Origin of the sequence: Bacillus coreaensis (assembly GCF_050586445.1) — a bacterium.
Taxonomy (GTDB): Bacteria; Bacillota; Bacilli; order Bacillales; family Cytobacillaceae; genus Robertmurraya_A; species Robertmurraya_A coreaensis.
The window spans coordinates 473,817-488,551 of sequence record NZ_JBOCCY010000002.1; the positions used below are offsets into that span (position 1 = coordinate 473,817).

13 protein-coding genes are annotated in these 14,735 nt (G+C 39.4%); 12 read left to right on the forward strand and 1 reads right to left on the reverse strand.

Annotated features, from left to right (window positions below):
• The first annotated feature begins 2 nt into the window (after nt 1–2).
• The 8 genes from ACQ5H4_RS05555 to ACQ5H4_RS05590 all read left to right on the forward strand — a co-directional run bounded on the left by ACQ5H4_RS05555 (nt 3) and on the right by ACQ5H4_RS05590 (nt 9,657).
• Entirely contained in the window at nt 3–869 is an 867-nt protein-coding gene (locus ACQ5H4_RS05555) for a 2-oxoacid:ferredoxin oxidoreductase subunit beta (RefSeq protein ID WP_430773973.1), read from the forward strand.
• A 297-nt stretch (nt 870–1,166) separates the two neighbouring features.
• Nucleotides 1,167–2,714: a tRNA (N6-isopentenyl adenosine(37)-C2)-methylthiotransferase MiaB gene (gene miaB / locus ACQ5H4_RS05560; RefSeq protein ID WP_430773974.1), complete on the forward strand. Its 1,548-nt coding sequence runs from the start codon at nt 1,167–1,169 to the stop codon at nt 2,712–2,714.
• Nucleotides 2,715–3,149 (forward strand): YlbF/YmcA family competence regulator, encoded by a 435-nt coding sequence (locus tag ACQ5H4_RS05565; protein ID WP_430773975.1) that lies wholly within the window; start codon nt 2,715–2,717, stop codon nt 3,147–3,149.
• Nucleotides 3,150–3,374: 225 nt separating this feature from the next.
• Nucleotides 3,375–3,914, forward strand: a complete 540-nt coding sequence (locus ACQ5H4_RS05570; RefSeq protein ID WP_119707616.1) for an outer spore coat protein CotE — start codon at nt 3,375–3,377, stop codon at nt 3,912–3,914.
• A gap of 137 nt (nt 3,915–4,051) precedes the next feature.
• Nucleotides 4,052–6,646: a DNA mismatch repair protein MutS gene (gene mutS, locus ACQ5H4_RS05575; RefSeq protein WP_430773976.1), complete on the forward strand. Its 2,595-nt coding sequence runs from the start codon at nt 4,052–4,054 to the stop codon at nt 6,644–6,646.
• A gap of 21 nt (nt 6,647–6,667) precedes the next feature.
• Nucleotides 6,668–8,524 (forward strand): DNA mismatch repair endonuclease MutL, encoded by a 1,857-nt coding sequence (gene mutL / locus ACQ5H4_RS05580; RefSeq protein ID WP_430773977.1) that lies wholly within the window; start codon nt 6,668–6,670, stop codon nt 8,522–8,524.
• 157 nt (nt 8,525–8,681) lie between these two features.
• The gene (locus ACQ5H4_RS05585) at nt 8,682–9,128 is read left to right on the forward strand and encodes a hypothetical protein (RefSeq protein WP_430773978.1); all 447 of its coding nucleotides are present in this window, start codon (nt 8,682–8,684) and stop codon (nt 9,126–9,128) included.
• 115 nt (nt 9,129–9,243) lie between these two features.
• A complete protein-coding gene (locus tag ACQ5H4_RS05590; RefSeq protein WP_430773979.1) occupies nt 9,244–9,657 on the forward strand; it encodes a hypothetical protein in 414 nt (137 codons plus the stop codon).
• Between the two features lie 61 nt (nt 9,658–9,718).
• On the opposite strand, the gene mreBH is transcribed toward ACQ5H4_RS05590, so the two are convergent.
• Entirely contained in the window at nt 9,719–10,726 is a 1,008-nt protein-coding gene (mreBH, locus tag ACQ5H4_RS05595; RefSeq protein ID WP_430773980.1) for a rod-share determining protein MreBH, read from the reverse strand.
• Nucleotides 10,727–10,985: 259 nt separating this feature from the next.
• Between mreBH and miaA the strand changes: the two genes are divergently transcribed.
• The 4 genes from miaA to hflX all read left to right on the forward strand — a co-directional run bounded on the left by miaA (nt 10,986) and on the right by hflX (nt 14,725).
• Nucleotides 10,986–11,957 carry a tRNA (adenosine(37)-N6)-dimethylallyltransferase MiaA gene (miaA, locus tag ACQ5H4_RS05600; protein ID WP_430773981.1) on the forward strand — a complete coding sequence of 324 codons (972 nt, stop codon included), beginning with the start codon at nt 10,986–10,988 and terminating at the stop codon, nt 11,955–11,957.
• A gap of 22 nt (nt 11,958–11,979) precedes the next feature.
• A complete protein-coding gene (gene hfq / locus ACQ5H4_RS05605; protein WP_430773982.1) occupies nt 11,980–12,219 on the forward strand; it encodes an RNA chaperone Hfq in 240 nt (79 codons plus the stop codon).
• A 223-nt stretch (nt 12,220–12,442) separates the two neighbouring features.
• A complete protein-coding gene (gene spoVK / locus ACQ5H4_RS05610) occupies nt 12,443–13,366 on the forward strand; it encodes a stage V sporulation protein K (protein WP_430774058.1) in 924 nt (307 codons plus the stop codon).
• A 102-nt stretch (nt 13,367–13,468) separates the two neighbouring features.
• Nucleotides 13,469–14,725 (forward strand): GTPase HflX, encoded by a 1,257-nt coding sequence (gene hflX / locus ACQ5H4_RS05615; RefSeq protein ID WP_430773983.1) that lies wholly within the window; start codon nt 13,469–13,471, stop codon nt 14,723–14,725.
• Nucleotides 14,726–14,735: the final 10 nt, after the last annotated feature.

Genomic DNA, 14,735 nt, shown 5'->3' on the forward strand with positions numbered 1-14,735 from the left:
TTATGGCGACGTTTAAAGATTTTCGAAACAACGTGAAGCCTAACTGGTGTCCAGGCTGCGGCGATTTCTCTGTTCAAGCGGCAATTCAACGTGCTGCTGCGAATGTAGGGTTAGAGCCAGATAACTTAGCGGTTATTTCTGGTATCGGTTGCTCTGGACGTATTTCAGGATATATAAACTCTTACGGATTCCATTCCATTCACGGACGTTCTTTACCGATTGCCCAAGGGGTAAAAATGGCGAATCGTGATTTGACAGTTATTGCATCTGGGGGAGATGGAGATGGTTTCGCGATTGGTATGGGTCATACGATTCACTCTATCCGCCGAAATATCGATATCACATACATCGTAATGGATAACCAAATTTACGGTTTAACAAAGGGTCAAACATCGCCAAGATCGGCAGCAGGCTTCAAAACGAAGTCTACGCCACAAGGATCAATCGAACAGCCGATTTCTCCAATGGAAATGGCATTAACTGCTGGTGCAACATTCGTTGCACAAAGCTTCTCTACAGACTTAAAAGACTTAACAGCGCTTATTGAAGCTGGTATTAAGCATAAAGGTTTCTCTTTAATCAACGTGTTTAGTCCATGTGTGACTTATAATAAAATCAACACATACGACTGGTTTAAGGAAAACCTAACAAAGCTAGCTGATGTGGAAGGTTATGATTCATCTAACCGTGAAATGGCGATGCAAACTCTAATGAAGAATAACGGATTAGTAACAGGCTTGATTTACCAAGATACAGAGCGTAAATCTTACCAGGAACTAATTAACGGTTACTCCGAAACACCGTTATCTCAGCATGATCTTCAATTAGATGAGGCTCATTTTAATAAATTAGTTTCCGAGTTTATGTAAGCTGGAATGAACAAGAAACCCCGAGAACATCTCGGGGTTTCTCTATGCGGTATAATTCTAGTGATTTGTGATAACAATCACTTTCAATATACGTGATCAGGGGTAAAATTATTTGTTGTATTGAATGAAACCGCTAACGATTGGTTAAGTTTTTTATATTGTGTTCAGTTCTTCAACCCTTTATACTTAACTAATGTGATTCATACTACTATCAACGAACTAACTATATGAAAATAATATTTTCGTTTGGTTGTATTTTTAAAATGTTTGATTATTGTAGTGAAAGGAGAAATATTTATGAACGAAAAGCAACGATTAGAAAGCCAACAAGCAGTGCAGGAAGGTAATTCTTCGGACAAAAAATCCGATAAGGATTACAGTAAATATTTTGAGACAGTATACACTCCACCATCGCTAAAAGACGCGAAAAAGCGTGGAAAAGAAGAAGTAAAGTATCATAAGGATTTCTCACTTCCTGAAGAATTTAAAGGCATGGGACAAGGTCGTAAGTTTTATATTCGTACGTACGGCTGTCAAATGAATGAACATGATACAGAAGTAATGGCTGGTATTTTCATGGGCCTAGGCTATGAGCCAACAGACTCTGTTGATGATGCTAATGTAATTTTATTAAATACTTGTGCGATCCGTGAGAATGCAGAAAACAAAGTGTTTGGTGAGCTTGGTCATCTTAAACATTTAAAGCAGCAAAATCCAGATGTATTAATTGGAGTTTGTGGCTGTATGTCTCAAGAGGAATCGGTTGTTAATAAAATCTTAAAAACATACCACCAAGTGGATATGATCTTTGGAACACATAATATTCACCGATTACCAAATATTCTACACGAGGCATACATGTCTAAGGAAATGGTTGTGGAAGTTTGGTCTAAAGAAGGGGATGTTATTGAGAACCTTCCGAAGATCCGCCGTGGAAATATTAAAGCATGGGTAAACATTATGTACGGCTGTGATAAGTTCTGTACGTATTGTATCGTTCCATTTACTCGCGGAAAAGAGCGTAGCCGTCGTCCTGACGATATCATTCAAGAAGTTCGCCAACTAGCAGCGCAAGGATATCAGGAAATTACCCTTCTAGGACAAAACGTAAATGCTTACGGAAAAGATTTTGAAGACATGAAGTATGGTTTAGGAGACCTAATGGATGAGATTCGTAAGATTGATATTCCACGTATCCGTTTTACAACGAGTCATCCGCGTGATTTTGACGATCACTTAATTGAGGTACTTGCTAAGGGTGGAAATTTAGTTGAGCATATTCATCTTCCAGTTCAGTCTGGTTCTACAGAAGTACTGAAAATTATGGCTCGTAAGTATACAAGAGAACAATACCTAGAGCTTGTTCGCAAAATTAAAGCAGCTATTCCTAATGCTTCTTTCACTACAGATATCATTGTAGGATATCCCAATGAAACAGATGAACAATTTGAAGAAACGCTTTCTTTATACCGTGAAGTTGGATACGAATCTGCTTATACATTCATTTACTCTCCACGTGAAGGAACGCCAGCGGCAAAAATGCAAGATAACGTTCCAATGGAAGTAAAGAAGGAACGTTTACAGAGATTAAACGCATTGGTAAATGAACTGTCTGCAGAAGCGATGAAGAAGTATCAAGGGGAAGTCGTGGAAGTATTAGTTGAAGGTGAAAGTAAAAACAACCCGGATGTACTTGCTGGTTACACTCGCAAAAGCAAGCTAGTAAACTTTGTGGGGCCAAAAACAGCAATTGGTAAGCTTGTTAAAGTGAAAATTACAGAAGCAAAAACATGGTCATTAAACGGGGAAATGGTGGAAGAAACTCAAAGTGTAGAGGTGAAATAAATGGCAAAGTACACAAAAGATGATATTATTGCACGTGCAAAAGAACTAGCAACCATGATCGCGAGCACAGAAGAAGTAGATTTTTTTAAGAAAGCGGAAGCGCAAATTCATAGCAATGAAAAAGTAAGCTCTCTTATTTCGCAAATTAAAGGGTTGCAAAAGCAAGCCGTTAATTTACAGCACTATGGAAAAGCAGAAGCTCTTAAGAAAACAGAAGATAAAATTGCTTCTATTGAAGAAGAATTGGATTCGATCCCTGTCGTCCAGGAATTTAAGCAATCACAAGTGGACGTAAATGAACTACTGCAATTAGTGGCTAATACCATCTCCAACAAAGTAACAGATGACGTTATCTTATCAACGGGCGGAAATGTCCTAAGTGGAGAAACAGGTGCAGAAGTTAACAAAAAGAATCAGAGCTGTTCACATCACTAAGTTGTGAAAATGGGAAGACCTTCGTTGGATGACGAGGGTCTTTTTGTATCCCTTAAAATCATCTCCCTCTCCCATATAATTTCTCACCTTTTCTAGGTATTCGCATAGAATGCACTATATCCGCCACCGAATGCCGAAGGAAATACAAACATGAAAAATATTATCACACTAGTCTAATGTCCCGCATAGGATGAAGTGAAAATGAATGAGGAGGGTTCGCTCGCAATGGCAGATTACAGAGAGATTATTACAAAAGCGGTCGTAGCGAAAGGACGTAAGTTTACACAGTCTAACGATACGATTCGCCCGGATCACCAACCGACTAGCATCCTTGGTTGCTGGATTATCAATCATACGTACGAAGCTAAAAAGGTTGGAAAAAAAGTCGAGATTCACGGCTACTATGACATTAACGTTTGGTACTCCTTTAATGATAATACAAGAACTGAAGTAGTAACTGCACGAGTTGACTATTGTGACGTCATTAAGTTAAAGTACCGCGATCCAGATTGCCATGATGACAACGATGTTATTGCTCGTGTCGTTCAGCAACCAAACTGCATAGAAGCTGTTATCTCACCGAACGGTAATGCAATTATCGTTCATGTAGAAAGAGAGTTTCTTGTAGAAGTCATTGGGGAAACAGTGGTTTGTGTAGCAGTTTACGATAATTGTGACTGCGACGACGACTGGGGATTAGATGTTGAAGACGAAGAGTTTGAAGATTTGAATCCAGATTTCCTAATCTGTGACGAAGAAGAGTAATGGCGAACTAGGAAGGTTTCACTTCCTAGTTTTTCTTTGTGGCTTATATTTACAGCATCCAATAAAACTTTCTCTTCATTCTTTATGTTATAATAATGATCAAAGTGAAAGAAAGAATTAGGGTTTTGGAGGATTGTATGGCTACATATACGCCGATGATACAGCAATATTTAAAGGTAAAGGCAGAGTATCAGGATGCCTTTTTATTTTTTCGTCTTGGGGATTTTTACGAGATGTTTTTTGATGATGCCGTCAAGGCTTCGCAAGTACTAGAAATTACACTAACTAGCAGAGATGGTGGTTCAGAAGACCGCATCCCTATGTGTGGAGTTCCTTACCATGCTGCTCCTCAATATATTGAACAGTTAATTGAAAAAGGGTTTAAAGTAGCGATTTGTGAACAAACGGAAGATCCAAAGCAGGCAAAAGGTGTCGTTCGGAGAGAGGTAGTTCAGTTAATCACACCTGGAACGATGATGGAAGGAAGAGGACTAAATGAAAGAGAAAACAATTATTTAGCGTCCATCTCTACGCTCTCTGATGAACAGTTTGGATTTGCAGTAAGTGATCTGACTACAGGGGAATCTCAAGTAACGATCACAAAGAGCATGGATGAGGTTCTAAATGAACTTGCAACTTCTGGTGCTCGTGAGGTGGTCATCTCTGCTTTTCAATCGGACGAGCTACAGAAAAAAATTCGTGAGCGAGGACAAGTGACCATGTCAACGGAAGAAGATATTCAGAGTTATTCTTCGTTCGATTCACTTTTGTCTCACTTAACGAATGATGAACTCAAGCAGACGGCCGCAAGATTATTTAATTACTTATATCGAACACAAAAAAGATCGCTTGATCATCTGCAGGCAGTTCGGTTTTATACAGTAGATCAATATATGAAAATAGATTATTACTCAAAACGTAATCTCGAGTTAACAGAAACGATTCGCTCGAAAGGCAAAAAAGGCTCTCTTCTATGGCTACTGGATGAAACAAAAACGGCGATGGGAAGCAGAATGCTCAAGTCATGGGTCGATCGCCCACTTATCAATCAGGAACATATCGAGCTTCGCCATTCCGTTGTTGATACGCTCTTGAGCTATTACTTTGAACGCCAAGAAATCCGTGAAAAGCTAACGGAAGTGTATGACCTAGAGCGTTTGGCAGGACGGATTGCTTTTGGTAATGTAAATGCGAGAGATTTAATTCAGTTAAAAAAATCACTTTTACAAATCCCAATATTAAAAAGTATGGTGGAGAATTTACCAAATGAAGCAACAAAACGTTTAGCAGACAAGCTTGAACCATGCGAAGAAATAACCGATTTATTAGAAAGAGCGATTGTTGAGAATCCACCGCTTTCAATTAAAGAGGGAAATATTATTTCCGACGGGTACAACGAAGAACTTGATCGTTATCGTTATGCGAGTCGTAATGGAAAGCAGTGGATTGCCGAGCTTGAAAAAGAAGAGCGTGAAAAAACGGGAATCAAATCGCTTAAAATCGGATACAACCGTGTGTTTGGTTATTATATTGAAGTAACCCGTGCGAATCTTTCCTTATTAAAAGAAGGTCAGTATGAAAGGAAGCAAACACTCGCAAATGCTGAACGCTTTATTACTCCGGATTTAAAAGAAAAAGAGACATTGATTTTAGAAGCGGAAGAAAAAAGTACAGAGCTTGAGTATGAGTTGTTTACAACCATTCGAGAGTATGTAAAGGAATATATTCCACATATACAAAGATTGGCTAAGGTGGTAAGTGAGCTAGACGTTTTGCAATGCTTTGCAGAAATTAGTGAAGCGCGTCATTACAAAAAGCCAAGTTTTACTACTGACAGACAATTAGTGATTAAAAATGGTCGTCATCCGGTCGTTGAAAAGGTTATGAATGCTCAGGAATACGTACCAAACGACTGCCATATGGGGGGAGAGCGAGAGGTTTTATTAATTACGGGACCCAATATGTCAGGGAAAAGTACGTACATGAGACAAATTGCGCTCACTTCAATTCTTGCTCAGATTGGCTGTTATGTTCCGGCTGATGAGGCCAAACTTCCAATCTTTGATCAAGTGTTTACGAGAATTGGTGCAGCAGATGATTTAATTTCTGGACAAAGTACGTTTATGGTGGAAATGCTTGAAGCAAAAAACGCCATCGTGAATGCCACCAAAAATAGTTTAATTCTATTTGATGAAATCGGCCGAGGAACCTCGACCTACGACGGTATGGCGTTAGCGCAGTCAATCATTGAGTATATTCATGAACGGATTGAGGCGAAAACATTATTCTCGACTCATTACCATGAATTAACCGTTCTTGAAGAGCAGCTAACGATGTTAAAGAACGTCCACGTAAGCGCGATTGAGCAAAATGGAAAAGTGGTGTTCCTTCATAAAATCAAAGAGGGAGCAGCAGATAAGAGTTATGGAATTCATGTGGCAGAGCTAGCAGAGCTTCCAATGGAACTGATTGCTCGTGCGAATGAAATTTTAAAAGCACTAGAGTCAGGTGATCACACAACTGCCAAAGAAACACAGAAAGTAGTGCCGAATAAGGTGTCTGAAGATGCTCAACTGTCATTTTTTGATGAACCAAAGGTTGAAGCGAAAGCAAACCTATCTACGAAAGAAAAGAAGACACTCGAGTCTTTAAAATCGCTAAATATATTAGAAATGACCCCTATGCAGGCTTTTAATGTTCTATTTGATCTTCATAAGCAGGCAAAGAGCTAAACATCTCAGGGAGGTGAGAAGATGGGGAAAATCATTCAATTAGATGATAGACTATCGAATAAAATTGCTGCCGGAGAAGTGGTTGAACGACCGGCATCCGTTGTAAAAGAACTTGTTGAAAATGCAATTGATGCTGGTAGTACGGTGATTGAAGTAGAGGTTGAGGAAGCGGGATTAGGTAAAATCCGAATACTCGACAACGGTGACGGTATTTCGGAGGAAGATGTACTAATGGCATTTCAGCGTCACGCCACTAGTAAAATAAAAAACGATGATGATTTGTTTCGAATTAGGACCCTTGGGTTTCGAGGAGAAGCGTTGCCCAGTATCGCTTCGGTAAGTCGTTTTGAAATGAAAACATCAACGGGTGAGGTTGGTTCAAGAGTCGTGTTTGAGGGTGGAGTGTTGCAGGTTCATGAAGCAGCGGCTGCCAGAAAAGGAACCGACATTGTTGTTACAGATCTATTTTTCAACACGCCGGCCCGTTTAAAATATTTGAAGACTGTTCACACAGAGCTAGGGAATATTACGGATATTATGAACCGTCTCGCACTAAGTCATCCTGAAGTTTCGTTTCGTCTGATTCATAATGATCGAAAGCTCCTTCACACCACGGGAAACGGTGATGTACGTCAAGTGTTAGCGGCCATTTATGGAGTAAACATCGTGAAGAAAATGGTTCCTATATCAGCTACTTCACTAGATTGTAAGGTAAATGGTTGGATTGCTCTTCCTGAGATTACGAGAGCGTCTAGGAACTATATTTCTACCATGATTAATGGGCGATTTATAAAAAACTATCCTCTCGTAAAAGCGGTGCAGGAAGGTTATCATACGTTATTACCAATAGGCCGTTATCCGATTGTCTTATTGTCAGTCGAAATGGATCCTATTTTAGTAGATGTAAATGTGCATCCGTCTAAGATGGAGGTACGTTTAAGTAAGGAGCAAGAATTAAACCAGCTAGTTACAGATGCGATTAAAAAAGTATTTAAAAGCCAAGAGCTGATTCCATCAGGATTTATTCAACCGGAGAAAAAAGAAAAGCCACAATCTGAACAAACCTTTTTCGAGCTGGATCATGTGGTAGAAAAAGAGATTCCTGTTGAGAGAACGGTTTTTACAGAGTCCATTTTTAGAGAACCTTTTACAACGGAAAGAGTAGAGGTGATTCAGAGACCTGTTTCCATGGTAAAAGAAGAACCCCTTACTCCTGTTAAGATGGAAACAGTTGGTGAGCTTGAGATAGAAGAGGAAATCGTAGTTGAAAGGGATCATCTACAAGAATCCAAAATGAGAATTCCTCCGTTTTATCCAATCGGCCAAATGCATGGAACGTATATTCTTGCTCAAAATGAAAAAGGGCTTTATATAATTGATCAGCATGCGGCACAGGAAAGAATCAAATATGAGTATTTCCGTGAAAAGGTGGGAGATGTTCAAAGTGAGCTTCAAGAGTTACTCGTTCCGATTACACTAGAGTATTCAACTGATGAAGCGCTAAAGATTTTGGAACATCAACACGAGTTAGAAAGGGTAGGTGTGTTCTTAGAGCCATTTGGTCATAACAGCTTTATACTTCGCTCACATCCACAGTGGCTCCCAAAAGGGGAAGAGAAAGAGCTTATGGAGGAAATGATTGAGCAGTTACTACACATGAAAAAGGTAGATATTCATAAATTACGTGAAGAAGCGGCTATCATGATGAGCTGTAAGGCCTCCATAAAAGCAAATCATCATTTGCGGCAGGATGAAATCCAGGCGCTGTTAGATGAGCTGCGATCTACTTCAGATCCGTTTACCTGTCCACATGGTAGACCCATTATTATTCATTATTCTACCTATGAAATGGAAAAAATGTTTAAACGTGTAATGTAAGAACTGGGTTCAATAGAATCCAGTTTTTTTCTTTTTCTTTTTTGAGGTTTTGGAGTAATTTTACACAAAAAGGGCAAAAATAAGAAAAGTGTCGAACAAATTGTATAGCTTGCGCATCGATTATCCTATATATTGAAGGTAGAAAGGGGGAGGATGAATGTTTGTTTTTGGATTGCTAACGACTATTCTTCCAGCTGTCATCGTTATTTTTTCCATTACTTATATTGCGAAAAACAAAACCAAGGAGGATGAAGAAACCATGATACGGCACTTATACACATATTTAGTTTTATTTGCAACCTTAATGATGGTCATCGGTGGTGGAATTTCCATATTTATGGCTACTGCTGACTTAGTGAGCCCGGCAGGATATTACCAAAGTTTTTCTGACTACGAGATGATGCGAGAGAGCGAGAAGGTAGGAGGAAACACTCAAATTAGCGAGGAAGAGCTGCGCGCAGATTATGAACAAGTGGTGGAAGATGAAAAATCGAGAATTAGAGAAAATGCTAAAAACCAAATAATTAAAAGCTTAGGCTTTATTGTCATTCCTCTTCCGATATTTATTTATTTTAACAGAATGAGAAAAAAGCATATTGAGTAGAGCCCCGTTTCTTAGGGGCTTTTTTTATGCCTATTTATCCGTGATATATACCCGTTTTTGGGATAAGTACATATAGTATCATGTATACAACTTAGAAGAAAAAGGGGAATGCCAATTGAAACGAGAAATGAGAAGACCTTTCCCTTTCGGTGTGGGGAATGTTAATGGATATCCAAACTACAATCCGTTTTCCCAATTTGATAGTTTTGGATATCCTGATGCAAAATACTATGGATTTGAAGACCAGGTGCCGAGCAAGGTAGGTATAGGTGGCGCCAATTATAGTCCATTTATTGGCTATGGAGCACCAAACTTCGGTCATTCAGGCTATGGATATCCTTCTCCCTACGGAGGACCTGGATTTACTACTGGGTTTGGAGGCGGATACGGCTTAGGTTATGGTGGTGGTCCTGGCCCTGGAGTGGGATATGGTGGAGGGATTAGTCCGCTCGGTGCTGGGTTATTAGGATTTGGTGCGGGGTTGCTCGGTGGAGCTCTCTTTGATAATAAAGGTCGATGGTACTATTAAAATCGAAAAAAGTCCCAACGGTACAAACAACTGTGGGACTTTTTCGAAGCTTATGTGAAAGTTACCTTGCCACAGAAGGTAATTTATGAAGATAATCAAGTGCCCTACCCGTACCAATGGCTACTGATTCTAACGGTTCGTTAGCTAAATGAACGGGAACGAAGATTTGCTCGCTTAGCCACTGCTCCATGCCTTTTAATAGAGAGCCTCCACCTGTTAAAATGACTCCGCGGTCAACAATATCACCACTTAATTCGGCTGGGCTGTCTTCTAACGTAGCACGAACAGCTTCTAGTATATGAAGCAGTGATTCTTTGATAGCATCACGAACTTCGTAGGAATGCAGTTCGATAGTTTTTGGTAACCCAGTTAGCAGGTCTCTTCCACGAACTTCTAGCACTTCTTTTTCATGGTCCACAAGAGCATAACCGATTTCCATCTTAATTTGCTCTGCAGTGCGCTCTCCAATCAGAACATTGTACGCTTTTCTTACATACTGAATAATATCATCATCCAAATGATCGCCGCCAATGCGAATAGAGTGGCAGGCAACGACGCCTCCGAATGATATAATCGCTACTTCAGTAGAACCTCCGCCAATATCTACTACCACATTGGCTACAGGTTCGTCCACAGGAAGTCCAGCTCCAATTGCAGCGGCCACTGGTTCTTCAATAAGAAAGACTTTTTTGGCACCTGCGTTTTTTGCGGCATCCTGAATGGCTCTTTTATCCACACTGGTAGAGCCAGCTGGTGTACAAATGACCACATTAGGTTTTCGAATCGTTAACCCCATTCTGGTTGAAGCTTTTGTAATAATGTACTTTAATAATTCCGAAGTGATATCATAATCGGCAATAACTCCGTTTTTTAGAGGACGAATCGCTGTAATTTTACCAGGCGTCTTTCCGATCATTGCTTTTGCTTCTAGTCCCACCGCTACAACTTTATTCGTTGTAGTATCTAGTGCAACAACAGATGGCTCATTATAGACAATCCCTTTATTTTTGCTATATACAAGTACGTTTGCTGTACCTAGATCAATTCCAATCTCTAACGTTCCAAACATATCTATCCCACCAATTCATTTTAAGTCTCTTTACACTCTTCATATAAAGTAGCACGAATTTGGGGGTTCTCTGTCGATTGTTATCGAATCGTTATATAATTGTAATGTAAAAAGAAAGAAATGGAAGTGTATGACAAAGGTATAACGGCTAAAAATCTGGTTATAATGCATAGAGGCTTACCTGCTTCTAGTTTTATGTTAATGGTGTTCCATGTTATACTACAATGCATCTAAAGTAATTTGTAAAGGCAGTGTCAGCATGATACAGAAGAAGGAAAAAGTCGTCGTCTTAATTGGACCAACAGCCGTTGGGAAAACGAGGACGAGCATTGAGTTAGCGAAGAGATTGAATGGTGAAATCATTAGTGGTGACTCGATGCAAATATATAAAGAAATGGATATCGGAACAGCCAAGATTAAGCAAGAAGAAATGGAAGGAATTACTCACCATCTCATTGATATTAAGAATCCAGATGAGACGTTTTCAGTAGCTGAGTTTCAGGAGCTTGTACGCATGAAAATTACGGAAATCACCAATAGAGGAAAGCTACCAATGATAGTTGGAGGCACGGGGCTTTATATTCAATCAGCCATTTATGATTACCAATTTTCTGATGCTCCAAATAATGATGATCTGAGACAACAGCTAGAAGACCGAGTGAAGACAGATGGGGTGGAAGTTCTTCATAAAGAGTTGTCTCAAGTTGATCCGATAAGTGCGGATCGTATACATCCGAATAATGTTCGTCGCGTCATCCGTGCATTAGAAGTTTATTTGACAACTGGACAAACGTTAACGGAAATACAATCGGAGCAGGTGATTGAACCATTGTATGAAGTTTCTATCATTGGCTTAACAATGGAACGTGACCGCTTGTATGAACGTATTAATGCAAGAGTAGATGAAATGATAACAGAAGGTCTAGAAAAAGAAGTGAAAAAGCTATATGACCGTGGGCTTATGCATACACAGGCTTTACAAGCTATTGGTTATAAGGAGTGGTTTCGTTATTTTTCAAACGAGCAATCGCTTGAAACAACGATTGAGCAATTAAAGCAGAACTCCCGTCGATACGCGAAACGACAGCTTACATGGTTCCGAAATAAAATGGATGTTACTTGGTTTGATATGACAGATGTGACAAATGAGGAACAGATTCAAAAAAAAATTACTGAAATTTCTACGTATATTGAAGGAAAGCTAAAAATAAAATCGAATACATATGAATAGAGATAAAAGAGGAGGATTTATTATGAAGCAAGCCATTAATATCCAGGATCAATTTTTAAATCAACTTCGTAAAGACAGTACAAGTGTAACAGTGTTTTTGTTGAATGGCTTCCAATTAAGAGGACAAATCAAAGGCTTTGACAACTTTACGGTTCTGTTTGAATCGGAAGGGAAGCAACAGCTTGTATATAAGCATGCCATTTCTACTTTTTCTCCACTGCGCAATGTACAAATTGATTTAGAAGGTCCACAGCAGCAATAATGGAACTTCATTCATGACCCGCTTTCTTCATGGAAGCGGGTCTTTGATTTCTAAAATGAATTTTTCTGAATACATATAGAGTAATCGCTTAAATAATGGGAAAAGCATGCGCTACTACCAGAAGGTGAACATAACTAAAAAATAGGCTATTGTCACAATTCATGCACCAAGCGCGTATACTGTTTTATAATGTGAGGTGAAAGCTTTGGACCAACCAATTCGAATGAAAAACAATGGACAAATCAGCATTGTCTTAAATTCTCAGAAACGTAAACCCACTGTTGCCGAACCATATGTGGCTCCAAAGGCCATTCCCCCAGAGCATGCAGCATTAAAGGAGATAGAGGAAGAACTTGGTGCGCTTGTTGGAATGGAAGAAATGAAACGAATGATTAAGGAAATTTACGCATGGATATATGTGAACAAGAAAAGGGAAGAAGCTGGATTAAAAGCGGGAAAACAAGCGCTCCATATGATGTTTAAAGGAAATCCTGGAACAGGAAAAACTACTGTTGCCAGGTTGATTGGAAAGTTATTTTTACGTATGAATGTCCTTTCCAAAGGTCATCTAATTGAAGCGGAACGGGCCGATCTAGTCGGTGAATACATCGGACATACTGCCCAAAAAACAAGAGATCTCGTAAAGAAGGCGCTCGGGGGGATTCTATTTGTTGATGAAGCCTATTCTCTCGGAAGAGGCGGGGAGAAGGACTTTGGTAAAGAAGCCATTGACACACTCGTCAAACATATGGAAGATAAACAACATGAATTCATCCTAATATTGGCTGGTTATTCGAGAGAAATGGATGATTTTCTCACGCTCAATCCAGGATTACATTCTCGGTTTCCCCTTGTCATTGATTTTCCAGATTACAGCATTGAGCAACTTATGGAAATAGGGCAGAGAATGCTGAAGGAAAAGGAATATACATTAAGCCATGAAGCAGAAAAAAAGCTTCGCGATCATCTCATTTGGGTGAAATCTGCGTTTAGCCCAGCTGGGTTTTCGAACGGGAGATACGTTAGAAACGTTCTTGAAAAATCGATTCGAGCTCAGGCAATGAGATTGTTAATGTTAAGTAACTTCGACCGGCATGATTTAATGACGATACGAAGCAATGATCTTATCTTTGAAGAAGATGAGTAAAATGGGGCAGGCTAACAGTAGCCTGCCTTGTTTGATTTGAAGTGAATTAGTATTAAAAACGAATATTTGGTATGATATAAAAAAGGACGATGAGGTGATTTCTTGGAGCAAAAGCATGAGTATGAAAAGGTGATTCTCGTAGGTTGTCAAACCGTAGAGGATGATGAAAGATTTCACTATTCTATGGAGGAGCTAGCTTCTTTAACAGAAACCGCAAAAGGTACTGTACAAGCAACATTTTCTCAAAAAAGAGACAGAATCCATCCATCTACATACATAGGTAAAGGAAAAGTTGAAGAGTTGAGAGCATTAGAGGAGGAAACGGAAGCGAATATCATCATATTCAATGATGAGCTTTCGCCAAGTCAGGTGCGAAATTTATCTAAAGACATCTCAGCAAGAATAATTGACCGAACTCAGTTAATTTTAGATATTTTTGCCCAACGTGCACGTTCTAAAGAAGGGAAGCTTCAAGTGGAATTGGCTCAGCTTCAATATCTTCTTCCGCGCTTGGGTGGGCAAGGTACGCAACTTTCACGACTTGGTGCAGGAATTGGGACGAGAGGTCCGGGGGAAACCCAGCTCGAGACCGATCGAAGACATATACGAAGACGAATTGACGATATTAAAGCACAACTCAAAGTGATCGTGCAGCATCGTGATCGATATCGTGAACGTCGGAAAAAGAATAAAGCCTTTCAAGTGGCGTTAGTCGGGTATACGAATGCAGGTAAATCGACATTATTCAATCGTTTAACAGAAGCGGATTCGTTTGAGGAAAATCAATTGTTTGCTACACTTGACCCGATGACGAGAAAAATGATTCTTCCAAGTGGATTTAGTACGTTACTAACAGATACGGTTGGATTTATTCAAGACCTTCCAACGACCTTGATTGCTGCCTTTCGATCAACATTAGAAGAAGTAAGAGAAGCTGATCTTCTTTTACACGTTGTTGATATGTCGAGTGCGGATTCATATCAGCATGAGCAAACAGTACATAAGTTATTGGAGGATCTGGATATACAACAAATTCCTCAGTTAACCGTTTATAATAAGAGAGACTTGAAAAATCCTGACTTCGTTCCAACCGCTAAAACAGAAACACTGCAGATTTCAGCATTTAGCGAGGAAGATCGCTTTTTATTAAAGCAAAAAATAGAACAGGTGATTATTTCAGAAATGAAATTTTACCAAGTTGAGGTTCCTTCCACAGAAGGAAAACTGTTAGCCCAATTAAAAAATGACACCATTTTAAGGGAGTTAGCATTCGAGGAAGAAAAAGATATGTATCTGTGCAAAGGATATGTACTCAATGATCACCAAATATTAGGACAAATTAATCAATACAGTATTTAGTTAGGAGAAC

Bases quoted from the DNA above. Each gene is read 5' to 3' on its own strand.
- ACQ5H4_RS05555 (WP_430773973.1), top strand. From the start codon at position 3: ATGGCGACGTTTAAAGATTTTCGAAACAACGTGAAGCCTAACTGGTGT.
- miaB (WP_430773974.1), top strand. From the start codon at position 1,167: ATGAACGAAAAGCAACGATTAGAAAGCCAACAAGCAGTGCAGGAAGGT.
- ACQ5H4_RS05565 (WP_430773975.1), top strand. From the start codon at position 2,715: ATGGCAAAGTACACAAAAGATGATATTATTGCACGTGCAAAAGAACTA.
- ACQ5H4_RS05570 (WP_119707616.1), top strand. From the start codon at position 3,375: ATGGCAGATTACAGAGAGATTATTACAAAAGCGGTCGTAGCGAAAGGA.
- mutS (WP_430773976.1), top strand. From the start codon at position 4,052: ATGGCTACATATACGCCGATGATACAGCAATATTTAAAGGTAAAGGCA.
- mutL (WP_430773977.1), top strand. From the start codon at position 6,668: ATGGGGAAAATCATTCAATTAGATGATAGACTATCGAATAAAATTGCT.
- ACQ5H4_RS05585 (WP_430773978.1), top strand. From the start codon at position 8,682: ATGTTTGTTTTTGGATTGCTAACGACTATTCTTCCAGCTGTCATCGTT.
- mreBH (WP_430773980.1), bottom strand. From the start codon at position 10,726: ATGTTTGGAACGTTAGAGATTGGAATTGATCTAGGTACAGCAAACGTA.
- miaA (WP_430773981.1), top strand. From the start codon at position 10,986: ATGATACAGAAGAAGGAAAAAGTCGTCGTCTTAATTGGACCAACAGCC.
- hfq (WP_430773982.1), top strand. From the start codon at position 11,980: ATGAAGCAAGCCATTAATATCCAGGATCAATTTTTAAATCAACTTCGT.
- spoVK (WP_430774058.1), top strand. From the start codon at position 12,443: ATGAAAAACAATGGACAAATCAGCATTGTCTTAAATTCTCAGAAACGT.